Origin of the sequence: Serratia sp. CY76391 (genome assembly GCF_052166695.1) — a bacterium.
Lineage (GTDB): Bacteria > Pseudomonadota > Gammaproteobacteria > Enterobacterales > Enterobacteriaceae > Serratia > Serratia nematodiphila.
The window spans coordinates 24,231-49,670 of sequence record NZ_JBJNOJ010000012.1; the positions used below are offsets into that span (position 1 = coordinate 24,231).

At 60.9% G+C, this 25,440-nt stretch carries 24 protein-coding genes; 7 read left to right on the forward strand and 17 right to left on the reverse strand.

Annotated elements, in window-relative coordinates:
* Positions 1–159 precede the first annotated feature (159 nt).
* The 4 genes from ubiG (at position 160) to yfaE (ending at position 5,074) form a co-directional block, all read left to right on the forward strand.
* The gene (gene ubiG, locus ACJ8PN_RS19785) at positions 160–885 is read left to right on the forward strand and encodes a bifunctional 2-polyprenyl-6-hydroxyphenol methylase/3-demethylubiquinol 3-O-methyltransferase UbiG (RefSeq protein ID WP_004935909.1); all 726 of its coding nucleotides are present in this window, start codon (positions 160–162) and stop codon (positions 883–885) included.
* A gap of 438 nt (positions 886–1,323) precedes the next feature.
* Positions 1,324–3,612 (forward strand): class 1a ribonucleoside-diphosphate reductase subunit alpha, encoded by a 2,289-nt coding sequence (gene nrdA / locus ACJ8PN_RS19790; RefSeq protein WP_004935912.1) that lies wholly within the window; start codon positions 1,324–1,326, stop codon positions 3,610–3,612.
* Between the two features lie 67 nt (positions 3,613–3,679).
* A complete protein-coding gene (gene nrdB / locus ACJ8PN_RS19795; protein WP_004935915.1) occupies positions 3,680–4,810 on the forward strand; it encodes a class Ia ribonucleoside-diphosphate reductase subunit beta in 1,131 nt (376 codons plus the stop codon).
* A 3-nt stretch (positions 4,811–4,813) separates the two neighbouring features.
* Positions 4,814–5,074, forward strand: a complete 261-nt coding sequence (yfaE, locus tag ACJ8PN_RS19800; protein ID WP_015378558.1) for a class I ribonucleotide reductase maintenance protein YfaE — start codon at positions 4,814–4,816, stop codon at positions 5,072–5,074.
* Positions 5,075–5,133: 59 nt separating this feature from the next.
* Here the strand turns inward: yfaE and ACJ8PN_RS19805 are convergent, their stop codons facing one another.
* Both ACJ8PN_RS19805 and ACJ8PN_RS19810 read right to left on the reverse strand, forming a co-directional pair.
* On the reverse strand, positions 5,134–5,286 hold the full coding sequence (locus tag ACJ8PN_RS19805) for a Hok/Gef family protein (protein WP_004935921.1): 153 nt from the start codon (positions 5,284–5,286) through the stop codon (positions 5,134–5,136).
* A 230-nt stretch (positions 5,287–5,516) separates the two neighbouring features.
* A complete protein-coding gene (locus tag ACJ8PN_RS19810) occupies positions 5,517–6,233 on the reverse strand; it encodes an AraC family transcriptional regulator (protein ID WP_253718477.1) in 717 nt (238 codons plus the stop codon).
* 221 nt (positions 6,234–6,454) lie between these two features.
* Here ACJ8PN_RS19810 and ACJ8PN_RS19815 point away from each other — a divergent pair, with 221 nt between their 5' ends.
* On the forward strand, positions 6,455–7,690 hold the full coding sequence (locus tag ACJ8PN_RS19815; protein WP_437188605.1) for an FAD-dependent oxidoreductase: 1,236 nt from the start codon (positions 6,455–6,457) through the stop codon (positions 7,688–7,690).
* On the opposite strand, the gene ACJ8PN_RS19820 is transcribed toward ACJ8PN_RS19815, so the two are convergent.
* A complete protein-coding gene (locus tag ACJ8PN_RS19820) occupies positions 7,680–8,876 on the reverse strand; it encodes a nicotinamide mononucleotide deamidase-related protein YfaY (RefSeq protein ID WP_044030807.1) in 1,197 nt (398 codons plus the stop codon). The two genes, ACJ8PN_RS19815 and ACJ8PN_RS19820, sit on opposite strands and share 11 nt — an antisense overlap.
* A 245-nt stretch (positions 8,877–9,121) precedes the next feature.
* On the opposite strand from ACJ8PN_RS19820, the gene tyrP reads away from it, so the two are divergent.
* On the forward strand, positions 9,122–10,330 hold the full coding sequence (tyrP, locus tag ACJ8PN_RS19825) for a tyrosine transporter TyrP (protein WP_015378562.1): 1,209 nt from the start codon (positions 9,122–9,124) through the stop codon (positions 10,328–10,330).
* Between the two features lie 61 nt (positions 10,331–10,391).
* On the opposite strand, the gene ACJ8PN_RS19830 is transcribed toward tyrP, so the two are convergent.
* Complete coding sequence (locus ACJ8PN_RS19830) at positions 10,392–10,931, reverse strand: YfaZ family outer membrane protein (protein WP_004935943.1); 540 nt, start codon at positions 10,929–10,931, stop codon at positions 10,392–10,394.
* A gap of 338 nt (positions 10,932–11,269) precedes the next feature.
* Between ACJ8PN_RS19830 and katA the strand changes: the two genes are divergently transcribed.
* The gene (katA, locus tag ACJ8PN_RS19835; protein ID WP_015378563.1) at positions 11,270–12,706 is read left to right on the forward strand and encodes a catalase KatA; all 1,437 of its coding nucleotides are present in this window, start codon (positions 11,270–11,272) and stop codon (positions 12,704–12,706) included.
* Positions 12,707–12,749: 43 nt separating this feature from the next.
* On the opposite strand, the gene menE is transcribed toward katA, so the two are convergent.
* The 13 genes from menE to ACJ8PN_RS19900 all read right to left on the reverse strand — a co-directional run bounded on the left by menE (position 12,750) and on the right by ACJ8PN_RS19900 (position 25,387).
* A complete protein-coding gene (gene menE, locus ACJ8PN_RS19840; protein ID WP_351109438.1) occupies positions 12,750–14,135 on the reverse strand; it encodes an o-succinylbenzoate--CoA ligase in 1,386 nt (461 codons plus the stop codon).
* A complete protein-coding gene (menC, locus tag ACJ8PN_RS19845; protein WP_351109440.1) occupies positions 14,123–15,106 on the reverse strand; it encodes an o-succinylbenzoate synthase in 984 nt (327 codons plus the stop codon). The genes menE and menC overlap by 13 nt, the downstream gene beginning before the upstream one ends.
* Positions 15,106–15,963, reverse strand: a complete 858-nt coding sequence (gene menB, locus ACJ8PN_RS19850; RefSeq protein WP_033635308.1) for a 1,4-dihydroxy-2-naphthoyl-CoA synthase — start codon at positions 15,961–15,963, stop codon at positions 15,106–15,108. The genes menC and menB overlap by 1 nt, the downstream gene beginning before the upstream one ends.
* A gap of 11 nt (positions 15,964–15,974) precedes the next feature.
* The gene (menH, locus tag ACJ8PN_RS19855) at positions 15,975–16,745 is read right to left on the reverse strand and encodes a 2-succinyl-6-hydroxy-2,4-cyclohexadiene-1-carboxylate synthase (RefSeq protein WP_351109442.1); all 771 of its coding nucleotides are present in this window, start codon (positions 16,743–16,745) and stop codon (positions 15,975–15,977) included.
* On the reverse strand, positions 16,742–18,418 hold the full coding sequence (menD, locus tag ACJ8PN_RS19860) for a 2-succinyl-5-enolpyruvyl-6-hydroxy-3-cyclohexene-1-carboxylic-acid synthase (protein WP_171454439.1): 1,677 nt from the start codon (positions 18,416–18,418) through the stop codon (positions 16,742–16,744). Before menD ends, menH begins: the two co-directional genes overlap by 4 nt.
* A gap of 379 nt (positions 18,419–18,797) precedes the next feature.
* Positions 18,798–19,109 carry a stress response protein ElaB gene (gene elaB, locus ACJ8PN_RS19865; protein WP_004935964.1) on the reverse strand — a complete coding sequence of 104 codons (312 nt, stop codon included), beginning with the start codon at positions 19,107–19,109 and terminating at the stop codon, positions 18,798–18,800.
* Positions 19,110–19,190: 81 nt separating this feature from the next.
* Positions 19,191–20,222, reverse strand: coding sequence for an L-idonate 5-dehydrogenase (gene idnD, locus ACJ8PN_RS19870; protein ID WP_135638395.1), 1,032 nt, complete (start codon positions 20,220–20,222; stop codon positions 19,191–19,193).
* A gap of 22 nt (positions 20,223–20,244) precedes the next feature.
* Positions 20,245–21,009 (reverse strand): gluconate 5-dehydrogenase, encoded by a 765-nt coding sequence (gene idnO / locus ACJ8PN_RS19875; RefSeq protein ID WP_033632515.1) that lies wholly within the window; start codon positions 21,007–21,009, stop codon positions 20,245–20,247.
* Between the two features lie 363 nt (positions 21,010–21,372).
* A complete protein-coding gene (locus ACJ8PN_RS19880; protein ID WP_171454441.1) occupies positions 21,373–21,882 on the reverse strand; it encodes a DUF1097 domain-containing protein in 510 nt (169 codons plus the stop codon).
* A 234-nt stretch (positions 21,883–22,116) separates the two neighbouring features.
* Positions 22,117–23,361, reverse strand: a complete 1,245-nt coding sequence (locus ACJ8PN_RS19885) for an MFS transporter (RefSeq protein WP_004935980.1) — start codon at positions 23,359–23,361, stop codon at positions 22,117–22,119.
* Between the two features lie 137 nt (positions 23,362–23,498).
* Positions 23,499–24,035 (reverse strand): DUF2938 family protein, encoded by a 537-nt coding sequence (locus ACJ8PN_RS19890; protein WP_442535170.1) that lies wholly within the window; start codon positions 24,033–24,035, stop codon positions 23,499–23,501.
* 19 nt (positions 24,036–24,054) lie between these two features.
* The gene (locus tag ACJ8PN_RS19895) at positions 24,055–24,918 is read right to left on the reverse strand and encodes a DMT family transporter (protein WP_171454443.1); all 864 of its coding nucleotides are present in this window, start codon (positions 24,916–24,918) and stop codon (positions 24,055–24,057) included.
* Positions 24,919–24,961: 43 nt separating this feature from the next.
* A complete protein-coding gene (locus tag ACJ8PN_RS19900; protein ID WP_004935988.1) occupies positions 24,962–25,387 on the reverse strand; it encodes a cupin domain-containing protein in 426 nt (141 codons plus the stop codon).
* Positions 25,388–25,440: the final 53 nt, after the last annotated feature.

The window sequence follows — 25,440 nt, forward strand, 5'->3', positions numbered from 1 at the left end:
GGTGTAAAACTATATCACAAAGCACGCTTTACGGGAAAATAACCGCCGCTGTTTCACGGAAATTGTGCAGATAAGTGCGCTAAAAACGCATCGGCACAGACGATGCCGCGCTGGAACATGTATAATCCGCGCAACGAGAACAAGGAGCCAGACAAGCCCATGAACGCAGAATCATCCAGCCGAGTGCAAAACGTTGACCACCAGGAAATCGCCAAGTTCGAGGCCGTCGCCTCCCGCTGGTGGGATCTGGAAGGCGAGTTCAAACCGCTGCACCGCATCAACCCGCTGCGCCTGAACTACATCATGCAGCGCGCCGGCGGCATTTTTGACAAGCAGGTGCTCGACGTGGGCTGCGGCGGCGGCATTCTGGCGGAGAGCATGGCGCGCGAAGGCGCCAAGGTAACCGGGCTGGACATGGGCGCAGAGCCGCTGCAGGTCGCCCGGCTGCACGCGCTGGAAAGCGGTATGGACGTCACCTATGTGCAGGAGACGGTGGAAAGCCACGCTCAGGCCAATCCGCAGCGCTACGACGTGGTCACCTGCATGGAGATGCTGGAGCACGTGCCCGATCCGGCCTCGGTGGTGCGCGCCTGCGCCCAACTGGTGAAACCGGGCGGCCACGTGTTCTTCTCCACCATCAACCGCAACACCAAAGCCTGGCTGATGGCGGTGATCGGCGCGGAGTACGTGCTGAAGATGGTGCCGCAGGGCACCCACGATCATAAGAAGTTTATTCGCCCTTCCGAACTGATCGGCTGGGTCGACGGCACGCCGCTGCGCGAAAAGCACATGATCGGCCTGCATTACAACCCGATCACCGATCATTTCAAGCTTGGGCGCAACGTTGACGTAAACTACATGGTGCACACCCAGCACGAAGGTTAAACGCGGTAAACCGCGCCGGCCCTGCATTACCGGGGGGCGGCGCCATTGACGTATTCTGAAAAATACCTAATTTTCGCGACTTCGATCAAAATAGCGGTTGTAAACAGTTTTTTAGAATATTAAATCAGATCAATATGCCGTTTTTTTCTAACGTTTAATAAAGCGCCAAACGATCGGTTTTTTCAGTTTTTAAGGAAAATCTGATCTCGCTTATTGACAAGCTTGTCGCGCCAGTCACGGCGCGCACTGCGAACGGCAAGTTACATTTCACCCCCAAGTTATCCACAAATTAGGCCGGTTTTGTTCACTTGCAAACGCCGTTTTTTCTCACTATCTTGTTACCTCACCGACATACAACCCCTATATATAGTGTTTACATACTGAGCAGAGCGACTACACTTCTGCTTAGGGGCACCATACGGACAGGTAAAACACCACATGAACCAAAGTCTGCTTGTAACTAAACGCGATGGCCGTAAAGAGCGCATCAACCTCGACAAAATCCACCGGGTCATCGATTGGGCCGCAGAAGGATTGCACAACGTCTCGGTTTCTCAAGTAGAGTTGCGTTCCCACATTCAGTTTTATGACGGCATCAAAACCGCCGACATTCACGAAACCATCATCAAAGCCGCTGCCGATCTGATCTCCCGCGATGCGCCGGACTATCAGTACCTGGCCGCTCGCCTGGCGATCTTCCACTTGCGTAAAAAGGCTTACGGCCAATTCGAGCCGCCGAAGCTGCACGCTCACGTGACGCGCATGGTCGAGATGGGCAAATACGATAAACATCTGCTGGAAGACTACAGCGCTGAAGAGTTCGAGCAGATGGACTCCTTTATCGATCACTGGCGCGACATGAACTTCTCTTATGCCGCCGTCAAGCAGCTGGAAGGCAAGTATCTGGTGCAGAACCGCGTCAGCGGCGAGATCTACGAAAGCGCCCAGTTCCTGTACATGCTGGTGTCCGCGTGCCTGTTCTCCAACTACCCGCGTGAAACTCGTCTGGACTACGTCAAACGTTTCTACGACGCGATTTCCACCTTCAAGATTTCGCTGCCTACGCCGATCATGTCCGGCGTGCGCACCCCAACCCGCCAGTTCAGCTCCTGCGTGCTGATCGAGTGCGGCGACAGCCTGGACTCCATCAACGCCACCTCCAGCGCCATTGTGAAATACGTTTCGCAACGCGCCGGCATCGGCATCAACGCCGGCCGCATCCGCGCGCTGGGCAGCCCGATCCGTGGCGGGGAAGCTTTCCATACCGGCTGCATCCCGTTCTACAAACACTTCCAGACCGCCGTCAAATCCTGCTCGCAGGGCGGCGTGCGCGGTGGCGCGGCAACGCTGTTCTACCCGATGTGGCACCTGGAAGTGGAAAGCCTGCTGGTGCTGAAAAACAACCGCGGCGTTGAAGGCAACCGCGTGCGTCACATGGACTACGGCGTGCAGCTGAACCGTCTGATGTACCAGCGTCTGATCAAGGGCGAAGACATCACCCTGTTCAGCCCGTCCGACGTGCCGGGGCTGTATGACGCATTCTTCGCCGATCAGGACGAATTCGAGCGTCTGTACACCCAGTACGAAAAAGACGACAGCATTCGCCAGAAGCGCGTGAAAGCGGTTGAGCTGTTCTCGCTAATGATGCAAGAGCGCGCCTCTACCGGCCGCATCTACATCCAGAACGTCGACCACTGCAACACCCACAGCCCGTTCGATCCGCAGATCGCGCCGGTGCGTCAGTCCAACCTGTGCCTGGAAATCGCCCTGCCGACCAAGCCGCTGGAAGACGTCAACGACGAGAACGGCGAAATTGCACTGTGCACCCTGTCCGCCTTCAACCTGGGCGCGATCGACAGCCTGGACGATCTGGAAGAACTGGCTACCCTGGCGGTGCGTTCACTCGACGCCCTGCTGGATTATCAGGATTATCCGATCAAGGCCGCACACCGTGGCGCGATGGGGCGTCGCACCCTGGGTATTGGCGTGATCAACTTCGCCTATTACCTGGCGAAGAACGGCGTGCGCTACTCCGATGGCAGCGCCAACAACCTGACCCACAAAACGTTCGAAGCCATTCAGTACTACCTGCTGAAAGCCTCCAACCGCCTGGCTCAGGAACAAGGCGCTTGCCCGTGGTTCAAAGAAACCACCTATTCGCAGGGTATCCTGCCGATCGACACCTACAAGAAAGACCTGGATGCGATCTGCAACGAACCGCTGCACTACGACTGGGAAACCCTGCGTAAAGAGATCCAGGAAACCGGTCTGCGCAACTCGACGCTGTCCGCCCTGATGCCGTCGGAAACCTCTTCGCAGATTTCCAACGCCACCAACGGCATCGAGCCGCCGCGCGGCCACATCAGCATCAAGGCGTCGAAAGACGGCATCCTGCGCCAGGTAGTGCCGGAGTATGAGCGTCTGAAAGACAACTACGAGCTGCTGTGGGAAATGCCGAGCAACGACGGCTATCTGCAGCTGGTGGGGCTGATGCAGAAATTCATCGACCAGTCGATTTCGGCCAACACCAACTACGATCCGACCCGCTTCCCGGGCGGCAAGGTGCCGATGAAGCAGCTGTTGAAAGACCTGCTCACCACCTACAAGTTCGGCGTGAAAACGCTGTACTACCAAAACACCCGCGACGGCGCGGAAGACGCCCAGGAAGATTTGCAGCCTGCCAAGGCCGGCGATGACGACTGCGAAAGCGGCGCCTGCAAGATCTAAAGTTTGACCTAGCGGGCCGGAATTTTCCGGCCCCTTCATTTAGCCACGTTACGATGGATTCAGGCTTATGGCTTACACCACTTTTTCTCAGACCAAAAACGACCAGCTGCAAGAGCCGATGTTCTTCGGCCAATCGGTAAACGTTGCGCGTTTCGACCAGCAAAAGCATGAAATCTTCGAAAAACTGATCGAAAAACAGCTCTCCTTCTTCTGGCGCCCGGAAGAGGTTGACGTCTCTCGCGATCGCATCGATTATCAGGCGCTGCCGGAGCACGAGAAGCACATCTTCATCAGCAACCTGAAGTATCAGACCCTGCTGGACTCCATTCAGGGCCGCAGCCCGAACGTCGCCCTGCTGCCGCTGATCTCGATCCCTGAACTGGAAACCTGGGTGGAAACCTGGTCGTTCTCCGAGACCATCCACTCCCGTTCCTACACCCACATCATCCGCAACATCGTCAACGATCCGGCGCTGGTGTTCGACGACATCGTCACCAACGAAGAGATCAAGAAGCGCGCGAAAGACATTTCAGGCTATTACGACGATCTGATCGAGATGACCAGCTACTATCACCTGTTGGGTGAAGGCACCCACCAGGTGAACGGTAAAACCGTCACCGTCAATCTGCGTGCGCTGAAGAAGCAGCTGTACCTGTGCCTGATGAGCGTGAACGCGCTGGAAGCGATCCGTTTCTACGTCAGCTTTGCCTGCTCCTTCGCGTTCGCTGAGCGCGAATTGATGGAAGGCAACGCCAAGATCATCAAGCTGATCGCCCGCGACGAAGCGCTGCACCTGACCGGCACCCAGCACATGCTGAACCTGATGCGTTCAGGTGCGGACGATCCTGAAATGGCGGAGATCGCCGAGGAGTGCCAGCAAGAGTGCTACGATCTGTTCGTGCTGGCCGCTCAGCAGGAGAAAGAGTGGGCGGAATACCTGTTCCGCGACGGCTCGATGATTGGCCTGAATAAAGACATCCTGTGCCAGTATGTGGAATACATCACCAATATCCGCATGCAGGCGGTCGGCCTCGGTCTGCCGTTCGAAACCCGCTCCAACCCGATCCCGTGGATCAACGCCTGGTTGGTGTCCGACAACGTGCAGGTAGCGCCGCAGGAAGTGGAAGTGAGCTCCTACCTGGTTGGCCAGATCGACTCGGAGATCAACGCCGACGACCTGAGCGACTTCGAACTGTAAGCGATGGCGACGCCAACCGTAACGCTGCGCGCCGCCGGCACGCAGCTCTCTTGCCCTAACAGTGAAAACTGCCTGCTCGACGTGCTGGAACTGCACGACGTGCAGGTGGAGTACCAATGCCGCTCCGGCTATTGCGGCGCCTGCCGCCTGAAGCTGGTGAAAGGCGAAGTGGCCTACCGCCAACAGCCGCTGGCGTTTATCAACGCCGGCGAAATCCTGCCCTGCTGCTGCATGCCGCTGACGGATATCGAGCTGGAAATGTAAAGTCGGGTGCCGGAAACCGCGCCTGGAGACCAGAAGGCGGGGTTGCCCCCGCCCTAGGATTACCGCTTCACCTCACACGCCAACCTGATCAGGATAGTGATATTTTCCTGGTAGATTTTCAGCTCGCACAGCGAGTCTCTTATCATCCAGATAAATAACAAAACCGTAATACATACAACGGTTAGCGAGTGAAACACATGCCTTAAGCGCATGCTTGCCTCCTTGCTGTGAAGGGGCTACCATAACGGTGTCTAGGCGTTAGGGCAGCCCCATTCTGATTGAGAGTCAGTTTGGGGCTTTCATCTATCCGCCTTGTCACACAATGCCCAAGACGAACAGTCTCAAGCACCCGTCAAGAGAGTAACAGCATTCCCTCACCGCGAATATCCCCTATAAGATTATGATTAATCAGGGATATATAACTATCCTCAAAGTATTTCGCTTAGCGCCCCTTTCCCGCCGATGTGGCAAAATAACGCGCCGGGGAATCGCCGAAGGCTTTACGAAACATGGCGATAAAATTGCTCGGCGAGGCATACCCCAGCGCCTCCGCAATCTGCAGCACCGTTTCGCCTTCGGCCAGCTTCGCCAATGCATATGACAACCGGGCCTGCTGACGCCACTGGGCAAAACTCAACCCCGTCTCGCCGATCATCAGCCGCCGCAAGGTACGCGGCGACATCGCCCCCCATTCAGCCCACGCCTCCAGTGAACGTTCGCTCCCCGGTTGCGCCAGCAAGGCCTGCAGAACGCCGGCCAGGCGCGGATGGGACGACATCGGCAAATACAGCGGCTCCGTCGGCGCCTGACGTATCTCATCCCGCATCACCTGCGCCATACGATCCTGCTCCAGGGTAAGCGCGCAGCGTTTATCCCAGCCTTCCGCACGCTGAGCCAGCGCCTGCAGCACGGCGCTGATGCCGATAACGCAAGGTGTATTCGACAGATCGTGGCAGGCCTCCGGCGCCAGCAGCAAACTCCAGCCGCTCAGCGCGCCGCAGACCTGCACCCGGTGCTCCGTCGCCGGCGGGATCCAACCCGCCCGCTGAGGCGGCAGCACCCAATCGCCCTGCGCCGTGCGTACATGCAGCAAGCCGCTTTCGACGCACAGCAACTGCCCGCGCACATGCTGATGCCAGTCGTATTCTCGCGTGCCCAACCGATACTCCCGGCCTGCCGCGTCGCGGCCGCCAAGAGCGATAAGCCAGGGGCCCGCGGACCATTCGCTGCAGTCAGCGTCGAGGGCATGAAGGTTTGCATCCATATTGGCCACTAATCACTATTTTAAGTCCAGATACCGTTATACCAACCTTTTCCTGCGCCGACATAATGAAATGCTTCCGGCCGCTACCGTCTGTGGCCACTGTTTCACAAGGGAACATGATGACAACACTCAGCATTGGCATTATCGGCGCCGGGCCCGGCGGCCTGTGTCTGGCTCAGGGACTGCGCCGTTTCGGCATCCACGCCACGGTATTTGAACGCGACGCCACACCGCAGGCGCGCGATCAGGGCTACCGGCTGCGCATCGATCCGTCGGGCCAGCAGGCGCTGGCCGCCTGCCTGCCGCCGGCACACTACCGGTTGCTCTGCGCCGGCAGCGCGCAAAACAGCGGCGAGAGCAATCTATGGGATCCGCAGCTTGCCCCGCTCACCGGCCGGCGTCCCGAGCACTGGTTGCCCTCCAGCCAGCGACAAACGCAAGAACCGAGCGGCGATCTCGGCATTCATCGCCAAACGCTGCGCGAGATCCTGCTTGCCGGTCTGCAAGACCAGGTGCGCTTCGGCCATACCTTGCGTGAATTTGCACAAACGCCGCAGGGCGTGGAACTGCAGTTCGCCAACGGCGAGCAAGTGCGGGTCGATGTGCTGATCGCCGCCGACGGCGTCAACTCGCTGGTACAGCGGCGCTGCCTGCCTGAGGCAGGGCCCAAAGACAGCGGCGCGGTCACCCTTTACGGTAAAACACCGCTCGATGCGGCGACCGGGGCCCAATTGGCCCCCGAGCTGCTGAACGGCGTATCGGTGATCTTCGCCGACGGCGTGTCGCTGGTGGTTGAACCGATGCGCTTTCAGGCCCCCATGGCGCAGCTGGCGGCCGACTGCGCGCCCGATTGCCGCCTCTCACCGGTCGACGACTATCTCTATTGGGCCTGTATCGGATCGGCTGAGCGTCTCGGCGGGCCGGTGCGAACTGAGGGAACCGCTGCGCTGCAGGCGCGCGTACGGCATATCTCGCAGGGATGGGCGCCCGCCTTGCAAACGGCGTTAGCGCTGGCGGATCCCCTGTCGCTCAGCGTGCGGACGGTGCACGTTACGGCGGCGATGCCAGAATGGCACAGCGAACGCATCGCCTTTCTCGGCGACGCCGTGCACGCCATGAGCCCGGCGGGTGGGCTCGGCGCCAACACCGCGCTGGCAGACGCCGCCAGCCTGGCGGCGCATCTGACGCACTCAGACAGCGCCGCGCAGGCGCTCAGGAACTACGGTAGAGAGCTGCAAACGCGAGGCGCCGCGGCAATACGTCTTTCACGCCTGGCGTCCGAACGGCTGATGCAGCGCGATGAAGCCGACAAGACGGGAGACTCAGCAACGCCAATACCCGTCACTCGATAATGTCCACCACCTCCAGCCAGGCGTTTTTACCGCACGCCTGGCCCCCATTCAGCCAGCGGCGCAGCATATCCAACGCCAGCATCGCCACCGACTCCTGACGCAGCCGCAGGCCGTGGCGCGACGCGCGATAACGCACGGTCTGGCCAATGCCGCCGCGCGGCGTGTGCAGCGCAATGCTCACCTGCTCATCGCGCATGGCGCTGACCGCCAACGCCAACGGCGCACCGGTCAATTCTGCCAGCGAGCGGGCGCGCGCCAGCGTCGTTTCCAGCGTTTCGATGCAGTGCGCCGGCAGCAGCTCGCCCCCCGCCAGCGGCGCCCCTTCGCTCTGCAGCTGCAGATTGATCAAACCGCCGCTGAACTGCTCGCTCAACGCCAGCTTCAGCCCCTGCTGATTCAGACGCTGCGTCAGCGTCGCCGGCAACCCGTCGGTGCCTTCAAAGATGCAGTTGTCCCCCGCCACTTCGCGCACGCGTCGCCAGGCCAGCTCCATTTCCGCACGCCGGCTTTCCGGCCCGGTCAGCTTCAGTTCGATGATCGGACTGGAGGAACGGTAACCCAACACCACATCCGGCGGCAGCGGCATGCCGTCCAGCTCGGCGGCCAGATCGCTCTCGGAGGTGCCGAAGGTGGTCAGGCGCAGGCACAGCGGCGGCGCCGGCAAGGTGAAGCGCTGGCGCAGACGCGGTACGATCTGCTGTTCAACCATCACTTTGAATTCCGACGGCACGCCGGGGGTGAAGAACATCAGGCATTGGTTCAGCTGCAGCGCGAACCCGCAGGCGGTGCCTACCGGATTATCCAGCATTTCCGCGTTGGCCGGGATCTGCGCCTGCTTGCGATTGGAAGGGGCCATCGGCCGCCCGCGCTCGGCGAAATAGGCTTCCATGCGCGCCAACCAGTCAGCCCGTTCGACCAGCTCTACGCCGCTGGCTTTCGCGGCGGCCAGCGCGCTGAGATCGTCGCTGGTCGGCCCCAGGCCGCCGTTGACGATCAACACATCGGCGATGTGGCTGCGTTCCTGCAGGATCTCGATCAACGCAGAGAGGCTGTCCCCGACCGTTTCACGCCCGCTCATCGGCACCCCCTGCTGGAACAGGTAGTCCGCCAGCCAGGCGGCGTTGGTATCAATAATTTGCCCGTGCAGCACCTCATCGCCGGTGCTGAGCATCTCCACCCTTAACATTGATCTCTCCCACATTTTTTGGTCATTCCACTATAGAAGCCCGTAAATAACTTTTCACTAGCCGCCTGCGGATAATTTCAGCCATGGGTTCGTTTCTCATGTGCCATGCCGGCCGCCACGATGTAAATATTTATATACACCATGCGTAACGCCGGTTTGACACAAATTAGGGCTTCCACTATCCTGCCATCCTCATAAATCGTTACCTATAATTTTCAAAATCTTTCGGCTGGTAGAGAAAAAACGTGAAGAATCGCACTCTTGGCAGTGTTTTTATCGTGGCGGGCACCACCATTGGCGCCGGGATGCTGGCGATGCCGCTGGCGGCGGCCGGCGTCGGCTTCGGCGTCACGCTGGCCTTACTGGTCGGGCTGTGGCTGTTGATGTGTTACACCGCGCTGCTGCTGGTAGAGGTTTACCAGCATGAGCAGGCGGATACCGGCCTGGGTACCCTCGCCAAACGTTATCTCGGCGGCGGCGGCCAGTGGCTGACCAGCTTCAGCATGATGTTCCTGATGTACGCCCTCACCGCCGCCTACATTAGCGGCGCCGGCGAACTGCTTGCCACCAGCATCAGCCAATGGACGTCACAGGACTTCCCGGTGTCGCTCGGCGTCCTGCTGTTCACCCTGGTGGCCGGTGGCGTGGTGTGCATCGGCACCCACTCGGTCGACTTGTTCAACCGCATCCTGTTCAGCGCCAAAGTGGTGTTTCTGGTGGTGATGCTCGGCCTGATGTTGCCGAATATCCACCAAACCAACCTGATGACGTTGCCGCTGGAGCAAGGCCTGGCGCTGTCGGCCATTCCGGTGATCTTCACCTCTTTCGGTTTCCACGGCAGCGTGCCGAGCATCGTCAACTACATGGGTGGCAACATTCGCAAACTGCGGTGGGTGTTTATCATCGGCAGCGCCATCCCGCTGATGGCCTATATCTTCTGGCAACTGGCGACGCTGGGCAGCATCAGCTCCGACACCTTCGTCGGCATTCTGGCGCAGCAGGCCGGGCTGAACGGCCTGTTGCAGGCGGTGCGCGACGCGGTGGCTTCGCCGCACGTTGAACTGGCGGTGCATCTGTTCGCCGATCTGGCGCTGGCAACCTCGTTCCTCGGCGTGGCGCTCGGGCTGTTCGATTTCCTGGCCGACCTGTTCAAGCGGCAAGATAACGTGCGTGGCCGCCTGCAAACCGGCGCCATCACCTTCCTGCCGCCGCTGGCCTTCGCGCTGTTCTATCCGCGCGGTTTCGTGCTGGCGCTGGGATTCGCCGCCATCGCCTTGTCGGTGTTGGCGCTGCTGCTGCCTTCGCTGCTGGTGTGGAAGACGCGTCAAAAACATCAGGCGCAGTATCGCGTCTGGGGCGGCACCCCTGCGCTGGCGTTGGTGTTTGTCTGCGGGGTAACGGTGATCGCCATCCAACTGGGCATCGCCAGCGGCATGCTGCCGGCGGTCGGGTAAGCGACGAAAGACAAGAAATGATAAAGAGAAAGGGGCCGCAATGGCCCCTTTTTGCTGAGCGTCAGAAGCTCAGCCCTACGCCGACATAAGGGCCATCGGCCAGGGTGTTGTCGCGACGCCCGTCTTTGCCTTCCATCTGCATGTAACGGTAGCCCACGTCCACGCTCAGCGGACGGAACTTCCAGCGCAGGCCGCCGCTGGCTTCGTTATAGGCCTTCACGCCGCTGGTGAAAGACTCAGGGGCAAAGTAACCTTCGCCGTGCAGGCTGAAGTAACGGTTAATCTCCCACTCCAGGCCGCCGCCCAGCGCCACCGCCCCGCCGCTCTTCCCGTCTTTCGGGCTGAGGTACAGCGCCTTGGCGCCCACGGTCGCCGTCAACGGCCCCAGCGGCACGCCGAAGTTCAACCCCACGCTGCCGACGTTGCCGTCATGGTCGCTGCGCGCCCAGTTGCCGGTCAGGCCCAGACCTGAAGAGCCGGTGCTCATGCCAACGCCCAGATTGGTGTAGTGCTGCCCGGCTTCGCCCGACACGCTGATGGCGTTCGCCGCGCCGGTCACCAACAGCAATCCTGCCGCGCACGCGACCCAAGTCTTTTTCATCATCTTTCCCTCTGGTTTGTCATCCGTACCGAATGATCGAATCAACGCATAATAATAACGTCACGAGTCTATACCAAAGCTCAATGCGTATTTAAGGGGTAAAAGCGAAAAAATTCTTCAATAATCAAATAAATGTAAATATTTGCAAACAACAATCCATATTCGTCAAGGCGATGCCAACGATAACCGAGACCTATTTGCCGTCGCTCGGCAATAGGGCTACAACTAGTAGTGGCTTTGACCAAGGTCAGGGGAAGAAGCCCCGCCAAAGGACTATGCTGATGAACGCTTAAACCGCCCGAGTCTTTACTTAACTGCACTACGATAAGGAGCAAGTGATGAGCAAGAAAGGACTGACCACCGCAGCCGGCGCCCCGGTTGTCGATAACAATAACGTGATCACCGCGGGCAAACGCGGCCCGATGCTGTTGCAGGACGTGTGGTTCCTGGAAAAACTGGCCCACTTCGACCGTGAGGTCATCCCCGAGCGCCGCATGCACGCCAAGGGATCCGGCGCCTACGGCACCTTTACCGTCACCCACGACATCACCCGCTACACCCGCGCCAAGATCTTCTCCGAAATCGGTAAGCAGACCGACATGTTTATCCGCTTCTCCACCGTCGCCGGTGAACGCGGCGCCGCCGACGCCGAACGCGACATTCGCGGCTTCGCCATGAAGTTCTATACCGAAGAAGGTAACTGGGATCTGGTGGGTAACGATACGCCGGTGTTCTATCTGCGCGATCCGCTGAAATTCCCCGATCTCAACCACGTGGTGAAACGCGATCCGCATACCAATCTGCGCAACCCGGTCTACAAGTGGGACTTCTTCTCTCACCTGCCGGAATCGCTGCACCAGCTGACCATCGACTTCAGCGATCGCGGTATTCCGAAGTCCTACCGCCACATGCACGGCTTCGGCAGCCACACCTTCAGCTTTATCAATGCCGCCAACGAACGTTTCTGGGTGAAATTCCACTTCCGCTGCGAACAAGGCATTGAAAACCTGATGGATGAAGAGGCAGAAGCGATCATCGCCAAGGATCGCGAAAGCTCACAGCGCGATCTGTTCGAGGCGATCAAACGCGGCGACTTCCCGCGCTGGAAGCTGCAAATTCAGATCATGCCGGAACACGAGGCCTCGCAGACGCCGTATAACCCATTCGATCTGACCAAGGTGTGGCCGCACGGCGACTACCCGCTGATCGACGTCGGTTATTTCGAGCTGAACCGCAATCCCGACAACTACTTCTCCGAGGTCGAGCAGGTGGCGATGAACCCCGCCAACGTGGTGCCGGGCATCAGTTTCTCGCCGGATAAAATGCTGCAGGGCCGTCTGTTCTCCTATGGCGATGCGCACCGCTACCGTCTGGGCGTCAACCACCACCAGATCCCGGTGAACGGCGCCAAATGCCCGTTCCACAACTACCATCGCGACGGCGCGATGCGCGTGGACGGCAACAGCGGCAATGGCGCCACCTACGAACCAAACAGCTTCGGCCTGTTCCAGGAGCAGCCGGACTTCAGCGAACCACCGCTGAGCATTGAGGGCGCGGCCGACCACTGGAACCATCGTGAAGACGACGATTACTACAGCCAGCCGCGCGCGCTGTTCAACCTGCTGAGCGCCGAAGAGCACCAGCGCATGTTCACCCGCATCGCCGGCGAACTGTCGCAGGTGCCGGAACAGATCCAGCGCCGTCAGGTCGAGCTGTTCACCAAGGTGCACCCGGACTACGGTGCCGGTGTCGCCAAGGCGTTGGGGCTGAAATAACCCCCTGCAGCCATCCACTCAGCCGCCCTTTCGGGCGGCTTTTTTATGCCTGGGAGAGACGCTGCGCCACCCACTGCTGCAACTGGCGGCGCGAAATCTTGATGCCGCCGTTTTTCAGTTCCTCGGGTAACGGGAGCAACGCCACCGGGCGTTGGAAATTGGCCAGCTGGTTCTGCGACCAGGCGAGCAGCGCCCCCAACGACAGCGCCGGATCGCCGTCGATCACCGCCACCGGCCGCTGGCCGAACTCAGCGTCCGCCATCGGTACCACAAACGCCTGCGTGATCTGCGGGTGCGCCGCCAGCACGCGTTCGATATCCTCGGGCTGCACCCCTTCGCCGCCGCTGAAAAACAGGTTGTCCAGCCGGCCGAGAATGCGCAGTTCCCCCTCAGCCATCACGCCGCGATCGCGAGTCGCGAACCAGCCCTGCTCATCGGCCAACGGCTGCAGATGCCCATGGCGCCAGTAGCCGAGCGCCAGGCTGTCGGCGCGGATCCAGACCTCTTCGTCCACCAGTTTTACTTCGCGGCCGTCGAGCGGCAGGCCGACGCCCGGCCGCGCATCGGCGCGCTTGGCGCACACCGTGGAGGCCAGTTCGGTCAGCCCGTAGCCGCACCAGCAGCGGATCCCCGCCGCCTCCGCCCGTTCGGTCAGCTCCACCGGGATCATCGCGCCGCCGAGCAGCACCGCTTTCAACGTCATGCCCGTCAGCGGTTGCGCCAACAGCCGCCAGAGCTGCGTCGGCACCAGCGAAGCATGCGTGCATCCTGCCAATGCCTCCGCCAGCGGGTGCGTCTCGCGCACCGCCAGCCGCGCGCCCGCCGCCAACCAGCGCCAGACGATGCCCTGGCCGGAGACGTGAAACAGCGGCAGTGACAACAGCCAGCAATCCTCGCGTTGAAAATCCATCAGCTGCAACACCCCGGCGGCGCTGGCCAGATGATTGGCGTAGCTGTGCGCCGCCGCCTTCGGCATGCCGCTGGAACCGGAAGTCAACGTCAGCGTCGCCAGACGCTGCGCCTCCCACATCGGCAGGTTCGGCCAACGCGGCTCGGTCGAGGGCGGGGTCAATCGAATCACCTCTTCCGGCAGCGCCGGCAACGGATCCGGGCCGAAGACAAAGGTCATATCCAACTCCGGCAACAGCTGCGCCAGCAGCGGCGTCGGCAAGGCGGGATTGAGCGGCAACAGACGCGCGCCGCACTGCAGCAGCGCCAGATAGGCCAGCAGCAGCGGATAGCTGTTTTTACCGCACAGCGCCACGCCGCAGCCCGGTTCTACGCCCTGGTGCTGAAAATCCGCCGCCAGTTCATCCACCTGGCTTTGCAACGCCAGCCAGCTCAGCGGCCGTTCGCCGAGCAACAGCGCCGTCGCCTGCGGCTGAAGGCGCGCCCAGTGCCGCCACGGCCAATCGCTTAACCGCGCCATAGACACTCCAGCGCCGAAACATCCAGCAGCGGCAACGCGCTGCCCGGCCACGGGCGCAGCACCTGCGCCATCATCAATCCCAGCGTGTCCAGACCCGGCACGGTATCCGGCGTCAGCCAATGGGCGATGCGCGCCAGTTGGCTCAACCCCAGGCTGGATTCGAGGCTGGAACTGATCACCGCCGTCAGGCCCGCCGCGTGCGCCTGCGCCACCAGCGTCTGGCAACGCGCCAGGCTGCCGACCAGCGTCGGTTTGATCACGATGGCCGCCACGCCCGGCTCGGCCTGCACCACAAAATCCGCCTCGCGCACGCTCTCATCCCAGGCGATGGCAATGCCGGTCGCCCGGGCGAAATCGCGCGATTCATCACGGGTCTTGCAGGGCTCCTCCAAAAAGGCGATGCGATCGCGCCACGCCGGGTTGACGTATTTGGCGAAGCCGTCGGCCTTGGCGCGGGTCCAACTGCGGTTGGCATCCAGCCGCAGCCGCAGATCCGGCAGCGCCTCCAGCAGCACGTTGACGATCATGCCGTCGCGCACCGCCTCATACAGCCCTACTTTCACCTTGGCGATTTTCTCGCCCGGCAAAGCGCTCAATGTCTCGAACAGCTCGTCCGGATCGCCGGTACACAGCGGCGCCTTGCGGAAATCCGCCTGCGTCGGCAAACGCTGCTCCAGCTCGGCCTGCGCACAGCTGAGCCCAAAGGCCACCGAGGGCAGCTCGCTGTCATCCGGTTCGTTGCCCGCCAGCCACGCCTGCAGCCAGTCCAATGCGGCCCGTTCGGCCTGTTCCAGCGTTTCCCGGCTGAACTCCGGCAGCGGCGCGATCTCGCCCCACCCCTCACGCTCGCCCTGACACAGCTGCACCACCCATCCGTCACGCGTTTTCAACCGCTGATTGCGCAGCACCACGCCCGCCTCCATCGGCAGGCTGTAACGGTATAGCGCCGCGCTGCGGTTTGCCCCGCTCATTACGGGTTACGCTTGAATTTGCTGAAATCCGGCTGGCGCTTCTCGTTGAAGGCATTGCGCCCTTCCTGCCCTTCGTCGGTCATGTAGAACAACATGGTGGCGTTGCCCGCCAGCTCCTGCAAACCGGCCTGGCCGTCGCAGTCGGCATTCAGCGCCGCCTTCAGGCAGCGCAGCGCCATCGGGCTGTTCTGCAGCATTTCGCGGCACCAGCGCACCGTCTCTTTTTCCAGATCGGCCAGCGGCACCACGGTATTGACCAGGCCCATGTCCAGCGCGGCGGCGGCGTCGTACTGGCGGCACAGGAACCAGATTTCGCGCGCCTTCTTCTGGCCGACGATGCGCGCCATGTAAGACGCGCCCCAGCCGCCGTCGAACGAGCCCACTTTCGGGCCGGTCTGGCCGAAGATGGCGTTATCCGCCGCGATGGTCAGATCGCACATCATGTGCAGCACGTGGCCGCCGCCGATCGAATAGCCGGCCACCATCGCCACCACCGGTTTCGGGCAGGTGCGGATCTGGCGCTGGAAGTCCAGCACGTTGAGGTGATGTACGCCGCTGTCGTCGCGATAGCCGCCGTAGTCGCCGCGCACTTTCTGATCGCCGCCGGAGCAGAAGGCCTTATCGCCGGCGCCGGTGAGAATAATGACGCCGATGCCGTCGTCATAACGGGCGTTGGCCAGCGCGTCGATCATCTCTTTGACCGTTTGCGGGCGAAACGCGTTGCGCACCTGCGGCCGGTTGATGGTGATTTTGGCGATGCCGTCGGCGGACTTGTGATACAGAATGTCTTCGAAATCGCCGGTGCAATCCTGCCAGGCGATGGCGGCATACAGCTGTTCTTCATTCGGATAAAGCATGTTCGGTTCCTTTAACCAGGGTTAACGAGAAAGGTCTGCAGCTCGGCGACGAAATCCTGCGGATTGGCCAGATGCGCGTTGTGGCCGGCCTGCGGCACGATGCGCAACGGCAACCCGGCGTCGCGCGCCAGCCGTTGAAATTTGGGGTCGTTCTCACCGTACAGCACCCGCAGCGGCACGGTCAGTTGGCGCAGCTGCGGCGCCAGATAAGGCTGCCGCCCGAGCGATGTGGCTTCGAGCATGTCGGCAATCGCCGGGCCGCTGTTGACCGAGCGCGCGGCGATCAGCGCCTGGCGGTGCACATGGCTAAGCTCTTTGAACACCGGTTGCTGATACCAGTCCGCCAGGACTTCGGCAATCGGCTCACTGCGAAAACGCGCCGCCCATCGCGCATCCTGCTCGCAACGATCGCGGCGCTGTTGTTCGTCCTCAAGCCCCGGATTGCCGCCCTCGACGATCACGCCTTGCAGGCCGTCGTGGCGGCCGTGGCAAGCGTGATACATGGCGATGCGCCCGCCGAGCGAGTAGCCCACCAGCCAATAACGTTCAATATTGCGCAGTTGCAGGGTCGCGGCGATTTGCGTGCTGATGTCGTCAAAGCCGCGGCAGCTCACCGCCACGGAATCGCCGTGGCCGGGCAGATCGATGGCCAGCGACGGCCATTCCGGGCAACGCGCGGCGATCACCCGCCATTCATTGTTGTTGCCCAGCAGGCCGTGCAGCCATACCAGCCACGGACGCCCCGCTTCGCCCTGTTGCAAAATTCGCGTCGCCAGCATCATTGCACCGCCATCTGTTGCACCAGGAATTGCAGACTCTCGGCCCCTGCGCTCGGCGACACCTGCAGTTCTATCAGCGTGGCGCCGCCGCGCCGCCAGCCTTGCTCAACCGCCTGTTGCAGTTGGCGCCAGTTTTCCGGCCGCGCGTAACCAAGCTGGAACATCGCCGCCGCGTGGCTGAACTCGACGTTCTGCGGCATGCAGTAAAAGCGTTGGCGCTCCTCTTCCGGCGTCGGCAACAACGAGAAAATTTGGCCGCCGTTGTTATTGACGACGATCAGCACCGTCGGCGCCGAACAGTGGCGCAGCAGCGCCAGCGCATTGAGGTCATACAGAGCGGAAAGGTCGCCCACCACCGCCAACGTCGGCCTGGCGGTGGCGCGCTGTACGCCGGCGGCGGTGGAAATCAGACCGTCGATGCCGCTGGCGCCGCGGTTGCTGAATACCGGGTAAGCGACAGGCAGCGTCGTTAACGCGTCGATCAGTCGCACCACCAGGCTGTTGCCGAGAAACAGCTGGCCGTTCTCCGGCAGCAGTTCCGGCAGGCGGTGCGCCAGCTGCGCTTCGCCAAAGTTATCGTGCAGATGCGTGGACGCCGCCGTCAGCGCTTTATCCGCCAGCGCCGCCAGCCCGGCGGCCCACGGCGCGCGCGGTTGCGCCGGATGCTGTGCCAACCACTGCGCCACGCCGGCGCGCAGGCGCCGCCCCCGGTGTTGGGCCGGATCGAGCCGCCCCGGCAGCTCGTCGATAATCCAATATTCTTCCGGCTGACACTGCGCCTGCCATTGCAGCAGGCGTTTGCCGGTCAGGCTGCCGCCGAACTGCACCACCAGCTGCGCATCTTGCAGTACGCGCTGCGCCTGCGGATGCGCGAGCCACAAATCGGCGCAGGGCAGCGGTTGCCCGGTCTGCGACAGCACATCGCCGATCAGCGGCCAGCCCAGCGTTTCGGCCCAGTCGGCCAGCCGCGCGCCCTCTTGTGCGCTCATGCGACCGGCCAGCACCACGCCGCGCTTTTGCCGCCAGGAGAACCAGTCCGGTTGTGGCAATGGCGCCGCACGCGTCTCGCTTTCCTGCAGCCACGGACGATCGCTCTGCCACCAGTCGCCCAGCGCGGCGGACCAATCGGCATAGTGACGCTCATCGCCGCCGTACAGCGGTTCGGCGAACGGGCAGTTGATATGCAAAGCGCCATGCTGCAGGCGCGCCATCGCGCTGTCGACGCAGGAGGCCAGCCACGCGGCCGGAATATCCGGCGTAGGACGCGGCAGATCGATCGCCAACGTCGGGTGGCTGCTGTAGAGGCCGTTTTGACGGATCGCCTGATTGGCGCCGCAGTCGATCAGTTCCGGCGGCCGATCGGCGGTGAGAAACACCAGCCGTTCACCGGTCAGGCCGGCTTCGATCAACGCGGGATAAAGGTTCGCCGCCGCGGTGCCGGACGTAACGATCACCGCCACCGGCTCACGCGCCGCCTTCGCCAGCCCGAGCGCCAAATGGCCGAGCCCGCGCTCATCAAAATGGGTATGGCAGATAAACGATCGGTTGGCCGCAGCGGCCAGCGTCAGCGGCGTGGAGCGCGATCCCGGAGCGATACAAACATGCCGCACCCCATGGCGGGCCAGCGCCTCGAGCAGCACAGCCGCCCACCGGCGATTAAAAACACTTGTCGACATAGTTCGCTCACAAGTCAGTTAGCAGAGATCGTCCCCGGCGCAGCCGACGGACGCCGCGCCTGTAGTTACGTTCTGTATTATATGAGGTGTTATTTTCACGGCTTTTGCGCCAGCGCAAGAACGCCGTATATCCCTGGGTGTTTACACCAGATAATTGTTTGATTTAGAACAAAAAACAAACAATTAAAACACAAACACTTTACACTTGCGGCGACGCCGGCTCAATCCGTCCATACAAAAACAAGGGAGATAAAGGCGCTCCAACGGCGGCCAGCGGGAAGTATAGGCGGGATAAGGGAAAGCGATCGGGAAACGGCGGGATGAACGACACAGTCTGCACAAAAGCACGAGGCGGCCTGCGCCGCCCCGATGACATGATTTATTTGCGGGCCAGCAGCAGCCCCAGCACCAGCCCGACGGTGGCACCGATGCCTACGCTGTGCCAGGGTTTATCCCGCACGTAGTCGTCGGTGCGGTGCACCGCTTCTTTGGCGCGCGCATAGTAGGATTCGCCGGTGTTCGCCCAGCGCGCCTTGACCTCACTCAGCGCCTGCTCGGCGTGCGACTTGATGTCAATGTAGGCCTGATCCGCGCGATCGCCGGTGTATTGCAACACTTCTTCCAGCGTCTCGGTCAGCATTCTCAGATCGTCATCCAGCGTAGTTTGCTCAGCATCCGAATGTCTTGCCATAGTGAGATCTCCGTGGTTGAAAAATTAAGCGTTCCTACACTATAGACAAGGATCGTCGCCTGCTGCCATCGGACTTTTACCCTAAAACACCAATTGCACCTTGGCGGCCTGGCGCTTGTCGCCGGCAAACTCCAGCGCCTGCGCCAGTTGGTCCCCGGCGAATTCCGCCGACAACAGCGGCAGCGGATCGACCACATCGCCGGCCAGCCAGGCCACCGCCAGCGCGAATTCCGCCACGAAGCGAAACGATCCGAGCAGGTTCAACTCTTTGGCGATCAACAACATCAGCGGGAAATCAGGGAAACCGCCGCCCATGCCTACCTGCACCACGGTGCCTTTGGCGCGGGTGATCTCCAGACAGCGCTGCAGCGACAGCGGATGTCCCGCCACTTCGAAAGCGACATCGAAATAGCCCTTGTCCTGCTGATAGTCGCTAAAATCGTCGTCCGCGGCATGCAGGCACCGATTGGCCCCCATTTGGCTGGCGATCGCCAGGCAGCGCGGACTGAGATCGGCGCAGACAATCTCGGCGGCGCCCAGCGCTTTCAGCGCCGCCACCAGCAGACAGCCGATCGGGCCGACGCCGGACACGAAGATCTTTTTCCCCGCCACATCGCCGGGCTGCTTAGCCGCGTGGACAGCCACCGCCAGCGGTTCGGCGAACACCATCACCCTGTCGTCGCGATCGGCGGCGTAAGGAATACACTGCGCGCTATCCACCACTTTGTATTGGGTAAAAGCGCCGTCGACGTGCGGAAAATACATCGCGCTGCCGAAAAAGCGCATCTCGACGCATTGATTGCTTTGCTGCTCCAGACAGTATTTGCACTGCCCGCAGGGTTTGCTGGGATTGAGCGCCACCTTCTGCCCGGCCGGCAACTGCGGCGAATCGCTGGCGACCACCTCACCAATCACCTCATGGCCCAGCACCATCGGCTGACGCACCTGAAAATTGCCGACCTTGCCTTCCTGGAAGTAATGCAGATCCGAGCCGCAGATGCCGCCGCGGCTGATTTTCACCAGCGTTCCCTGCCCTCGATAATCCACTTCTTGCGCGATCACCGCCACGTCTCGCTTGCCGTTGACCACACAGGACTGAGTTTGAATTTTCATCGCAAGACTCCACGGAAAAAGATTACACCGCCGCCGACATGCCGCCATCGACAAACAGCAGTTGCCCGTTGACGAAGGCGGAGGCGTCGGCAGCCAGGAACACCGCCGCGCCGATCAGCTCCTGCGGATCGCCCCAGCGCGCGGCGGGCGTGCGTTGGGTCAGCCAGGCGGTGAAGGCCGGATCGTCGGCCAGCGCCTGCGTCATCTCGGTTTTGAAGTAGCCGGGGGCAATGCCGTTGACCTGAATGTTGTAGCGCGCCAGCTCCACGCACATGCCGCGCGTGAGCATTTTCACCGCCCCTTTGGACGCCGCATAAGGGGTGATGGTGTCGCGGCCCAGCTCACTTTGCATCGAGCCGATGTTGACTATCTTGCCGCGCCGGCGCGGCACCATGTAACGCGCCACGGTCTGCGACACGATGAAGACCGCCTTCTGGTTGACGGCAATGATGTCGTCCCAGTCTTGCTCCGGAAACTCGGTGAACGGGTGACGGCGCTGGATGCCGGCGTTGTTGATCAAAACGTCTATCGCGCCGATGTCAGCTTCGATACGGTCGATGGCGGCATGCACCGCCTGGGAATCGGTGACATCGAACGCCGCCGCCTCGGCGCGCAGCCCCTCTTCGCGCAAACGTTCGGCGGCGTGCCGGGCATGCTCTTCGGTGGTGGCGTTGACCAGAATATGCGCGCCTTGCTGCGCCAGGCCGCGTGCCAGCAGAAAACCGATGCCGCGCGAGGCGCCGGTGATCAAGACGGTCTTGTTATCCAGTGAAAACAGATTGTTCATAGTGATTCCCGGCCATCAGGCCTCCAATCGGACAGGCTTCTATCTCAGCCGATTGTTACCGGTAAAAACGTGATGGAAATCACTGAAAATCATGTTACGAAACCCTGTTACCCTTAACGTGATCTCACGCAGGCAGCCAGCGGGTAAAACTTATCTATCCGATTGAAAAACGGCTATTTTCAATAGAAGTACATTCATTGTTATCGCTAAATCGATGGGTTAACATGCCGCTATCCCCCTTGCCGCACCGCCCGTGAAGGCCACCGAATGAAACACCTCCGCGTTACGCGACAGGACATCGCACAATGGGCCGGCGTAACCCAAACGCCGGGTAACCAAACGCTGGTGGTGAACTGCCGTCTCTCACTCGGCAGCACCGTTTGAGCCGGCATTCGGGCCAATCGGCGGCGTAGCGTGGGCTTTTTCGCTGCGTGCCGCCCACCACAGACCGCTGTTTTTCATCGCATAGCCGAATAGCAGGCCCACCAGCAGGGAAAGCGTCACCAGCGGCCAATCGCCGCCGCCGGCGAAGGTCGCACAGGCGCCGATAAAGGTGCCGGGCACGAACCCCAGCCACTGCTGTTTGGCCTGAATACACATCAGGAACGCCACGACGCCGGTCAGCAGATACCCCAGCAGATTCCACTGCGGCGCCAGTTCGCTGCCGTGGATGATCGCCATTGCCCAGAAGACGCCGCTGCAGCAGGTCAACGCGCCGATCAACAGCCCTTTCAGCCCGCCCTGCGGGCAGGCGAAATACGCCGTGCAGCCGAGAAAACCGGCCCAACCGATCAGCCCCAGGCTGACGGCAACCCAGCCCCAAACGCCGGAGAGGATCCCGGTAGTAACGGCAATGGCGAAAAGAACGTTCATAAAGTGACCCGCGGCAAAAATAAAGCGCGCAGTTTACCCGAAGCGAGTGATTTTTTCGTGACTAAAATCACGAAAAAAATGCAAATAAGGAAATGTAAATATCAAAAAAGCAATACATATCACAAAAAAAGCCAGCGTGACGAGCACGCTGGAATAACACAACACCAGGGAAATCACGATCTCAAATGAAATGCCTACATGCGACGCCTGTCGCCCCCCTCCCGAACGCCGGTTTCAACGTGGGAAACCCGCACGCGTTACCATGACGCTCAACATCAAACAAATCACGGCGCTGCTCAGGAATAACAAGTGGGTCGCCAAATGCAAATCGGCGTGGTCGATCACAACGCCCAACAGGATCGGCACCCAGTTAGCGATATACGCAATCACGTAGAACAGGGAGATCAAACGCGCATGGCTGGCTTTCGGTGAAATCAGATTCACCAGCGTGGCGCTGCCGACGAAGATCGCGCCATAGGCGTAACCGGCGATCACCATGCCTGCGGCGGCCAGCGCCAGCGAATGGATCTGAATCGCCACGGCGAACACCCCGACCGACAAAGCCTGAGCCAGGCAGCCGAACATCAGCGAATGGCGGGCGTTGATGCGACGACTCAAAATCTGGCTGATGCCGGCAATCACCAGATAGACGGCGACCACATAACCAAAGACGCCACGGCTCTGCATATCCAACAGTTTTTCGGCGACGCTCGGCCCTATCGCCAGAATGCTGGCGGCAACCGCCCAACAAATGAACAACGCCCCGGCGCACAGGAAGAATTTACCGCCGGTCGCGCGCAGGCCATCCGCCAGAGAGCTTTTCGCCACCGGCGCATTATCCGCCGCTGCGCTATCGGCCTGCGCCGCCACCGCCTCTCGCGGCCAGCGCAGCATCACGCCCAGTGCGGCGACGGCGGCAATGGCCATGATGATGATGAACGGCAATGACGTGGTATGAAAACCGGTTTGCAGTGCGACGCCGCTAAAGATCGGGCCCAGGGCCAATCCGGTGGTAAAGGACAGCGTCGCGATCAACGCCGCATTTTTTCCGCCGTCCTGCGGCCCGAAACGCACCAACGCGATATTCGCCGCACCGGTCAGGGCGCCGGTGCCGACGCCGGCCAGCAGCCGTGCCATAAACATCATGAAGAACGACGACGCCACCGAAAACAGCAGCGCGCCAAGCAACACCACCAACAGCGCCGGCACGATCATGCTGCGCAGGTCTTTTACTTTCCCCGCCATATTGCCTACGCCGAACAGCGAAATCAGCACGCCGGCGGCATAAGCGCCGTAGATGATCGTCAGGCTGACCGAGCTCAACGCCAGCTCATGTTGATAAAGCGGATAAAGCGGCGTCGGCGCGCTGCTGTTCAACAGCGCTGACATCAATGCCAACGCCAGAAACAGCAAGATAGCGAAATGCGATGTACCCGCCTTCGCTTTAGCCGTTTCTTCAACGGCGATACTTTCTGACATGTTCAACTCCCGAATCGATCAGGCATTCGCCCTAAATAAATGCGTCTTCCCGCATGCCACGCGGCTTCAGGAAGCGCGCTTATCATAGCGTTGGGCTATCACGCCCAAAATAGCCAAGAATGCATCATCGTGATTCATTAATGCAGCATCGCAGCGTCAGGCATGCATTTCTGCAGCATGCGACGCCGCCAAGCGATGGCGCAACCGCCCAATGCCACGCCATACACTGCATGGTTGGCCAGGCTGGCGATCAGCAAAGCCGGATTTTTGCCGGCCATTCCCCAAAGCCCCAACCCCACCGAGGGATAAATGAAGCACAGCGAGATCAGCGAACAGGCCAGGCCATACGTCAGCGCCCCGACGAGCAGGCCGCCCCCCGACTTAACGTGCGGGCAGATCAGGCAATAGAACGGGATCGCCAGGCTAATGCCGGCAAAATAGTGCGCGCCGTAGCCCATCATCAGAGCCTCTGGCACATCGGGAATGTCGCCAGGCCGCAAAAACCAAAATTGCCCCTGCAGCCATTGATTCATCAGTTTGCCGATGAAGGCCAGGTTGAGCTTGCCGATGAGACCGACGCTGGAGGCGACACTGTTCACCCCATCCATCGTCAGCGTCGCCACTATGCCAAACACGACCGCCATCGCCATGACGCCAACCGGACGCATGTTCATTGTTTCGTTCCTTATCACGTTATGCCACCGCCGCCTGCTCGGACTTGGCCGAAGCACGCTTGCGCACCGCCAACGCGCCGGACAACACGATCAGCGCCATACCGGCGGCGGCGATATAAGACAGCTGCTCGCCAAATATCAGATAGCCAAGCAGCGTAGAGAAAATAATGGTGCTGTAAGAGAGAATGCTGACAATCACCGCATTGCCGCCCCCGTAGGCGCGAGTCATGGCGATCTGCCCCAGACTGCCGAAGACGCCAATGGCGCAGACGCACAGCAGCATTGCGCCGTCCAGCAAGGAAAAGCCCAGCAACGCAGTCATCAGGCCGCCAACCAGCGTTCCCATCAGCGAGAAATAGAACACCACGCGCAGTTCCGGCTCACCGCGCCGCACCAGCTTGCCGACGTTAAAGTAAGCCAGCGCGGTCAACAGACCGGCCGCCAGCCCGACCAGCGTGGCAACGTACTCCCCGTTGGGGGCGTCGGGGCGCAGCAAGACCAAAATGCCGGTAAAGCCCAACAGCACGGAAAACAACAGCCGACCGGTCAGCTGCCCTCGGGTCGTGATGAACGCGATCGCCGACTGAAAGAGGGGGTTGGTGTAACCCAACGTGGTGGCGGTGGCGATCGGCAGATGTATCAGCGAATAAAAGCCGCAGTACATCGCCGCATTGCCTATCGCCGCCCGCTTCATATGCAATCCGAGATGACGGGTGCGAAAACCGAGGCGCTGGATCTTGATCAGCGCCGCGACGATCAGCACATTGATGAGAGAACGATAAAAAATGATGTCGAAAAATCCGACCGTCGTCGACGCCAACTTGATGCAAGCACCCATCAGCGCAAAGAATCCGCTGGCGACGACCATCCACAAAGCTACCATGATCTTCTCTTATTAACGGCCTTTGGTCAGGGCCGTATCAACACTACCCGGCGGCTTTCACCGTCAACGGTTTATCGTCCGCGCAAGCGAAGAACACCAGCATTTCGGCGCCTTGCTCGCCGGAAACGCCCTGATGCACGATATCCACGGTATCGGTAAACGAATCCCCCTGCCGGAACGTGCGGCGTTCACCGGTTTTCCTGACGGTGAGCGAAACGCTGCCGCCGCTCATGTACACTGCGCTGATGCAAGGATGCGTATGCCAGGCCAGTACCTTGTTCGGCTCTACCGTCACCTTCAGCATGGTGATCTGCGGCGCGCCGGCGGGATACTGACGATATGCCGAGCCCTCCCATGCGCTGTCGGTCTTGAGCAACGTCGTTTTGACGATGCCTTCGCCATGCCCCTCGGCAGCCTGAACCGGCCCCTGAAATACTGCCAACAATGCCAAAATGCCCCACTTAACCATCTTATCGCTCCCTGACTGCCGCGAGTAAAAATGCCAGGCGCCGCGCGCGGTGA

Excerpts from the sequence above, each read along its gene's own strand:
- ubiG (WP_004935909.1), top strand. The coding sequence starts at position 160 with ATGAACGCAGAATCATCCAGCCGAGTGCAAAACGTTGACCACCAGGAA.
- nrdA (WP_004935912.1), top strand. The coding sequence starts at position 1,324 with ATGAACCAAAGTCTGCTTGTAACTAAACGCGATGGCCGTAAAGAGCGC.
- nrdB (WP_004935915.1), top strand. The coding sequence starts at position 3,680 with ATGGCTTACACCACTTTTTCTCAGACCAAAAACGACCAGCTGCAAGAG.
- yfaE (WP_015378558.1), top strand. The coding sequence starts at position 4,814 with ATGGCGACGCCAACCGTAACGCTGCGCGCCGCCGGCACGCAGCTCTCT.
- ACJ8PN_RS19805 (WP_004935921.1), bottom strand. The coding sequence starts at position 5,286 with ATGCGCTTAAGGCATGTGTTTCACTCGCTAACCGTTGTATGTATTACG.
- ACJ8PN_RS19815 (WP_437188605.1), top strand. The coding sequence starts at position 6,455 with ATGATGACAACACTCAGCATTGGCATTATCGGCGCCGGGCCCGGCGGC.
- ACJ8PN_RS19820 (WP_044030807.1), bottom strand. The coding sequence starts at position 8,876 with ATGTTAAGGGTGGAGATGCTCAGCACCGGCGATGAGGTGCTGCACGGG.
- ACJ8PN_RS19830 (WP_004935943.1), bottom strand. The coding sequence starts at position 10,931 with ATGAAAAAGACTTGGGTCGCGTGCGCGGCAGGATTGCTGTTGGTGACC.
- katA (WP_015378563.1), top strand. The coding sequence starts at position 11,270 with ATGAGCAAGAAAGGACTGACCACCGCAGCCGGCGCCCCGGTTGTCGAT.
- menE (WP_351109438.1), bottom strand. The coding sequence starts at position 14,135 with ATGGCGCGGTTAAGCGATTGGCCGTGGCGGCACTGGGCGCGCCTTCAG.
- menC (WP_351109440.1), bottom strand. The coding sequence starts at position 15,106 with ATGAGCGGGGCAAACCGCAGCGCGGCGCTATACCGTTACAGCCTGCCG.
- menB (WP_033635308.1), bottom strand. The coding sequence starts at position 15,963 with ATGCTTTATCCGAATGAAGAACAGCTGTATGCCGCCATCGCCTGGCAG.
- menH (WP_351109442.1), bottom strand. The coding sequence starts at position 16,745 with ATGATGCTGGCGACGCGAATTTTGCAACAGGGCGAAGCGGGGCGTCCG.
- menD (WP_171454439.1), bottom strand. The coding sequence starts at position 18,418 with ATGTCGACAAGTGTTTTTAATCGCCGGTGGGCGGCTGTGCTGCTCGAG.
- elaB (WP_004935964.1), bottom strand. The coding sequence starts at position 19,109 with ATGGCAAGACATTCGGATGCTGAGCAAACTACGCTGGATGACGATCTG.
- idnD (WP_135638395.1), bottom strand. The coding sequence starts at position 20,222 with ATGAAAATTCAAACTCAGTCCTGTGTGGTCAACGGCAAGCGAGACGTG.
- idnO (WP_033632515.1), bottom strand. The coding sequence starts at position 21,009 with ATGAACAATCTGTTTTCACTGGATAACAAGACCGTCTTGATCACCGGC.
- ACJ8PN_RS19880 (WP_171454441.1), bottom strand. The coding sequence starts at position 21,882 with ATGAACGTTCTTTTCGCCATTGCCGTTACTACCGGGATCCTCTCCGGC.
- ACJ8PN_RS19885 (WP_004935980.1), bottom strand. The coding sequence starts at position 23,361 with ATGTCAGAAAGTATCGCCGTTGAAGAAACGGCTAAAGCGAAGGCGGGT.
- ACJ8PN_RS19890 (WP_442535170.1), bottom strand. The coding sequence starts at position 24,035 with ATGAACATGCGTCCGGTTGGCGTCATGGCGATGGCGGTCGTGTTTGGC.
- ACJ8PN_RS19895 (WP_171454443.1), bottom strand. The coding sequence starts at position 24,918 with ATGGTAGCTTTGTGGATGGTCGTCGCCAGCGGATTCTTTGCGCTGATG.
- ACJ8PN_RS19900 (WP_004935988.1), bottom strand. The coding sequence starts at position 25,387 with ATGGTTAAGTGGGGCATTTTGGCATTGTTGGCAGTATTTCAGGGGCCG.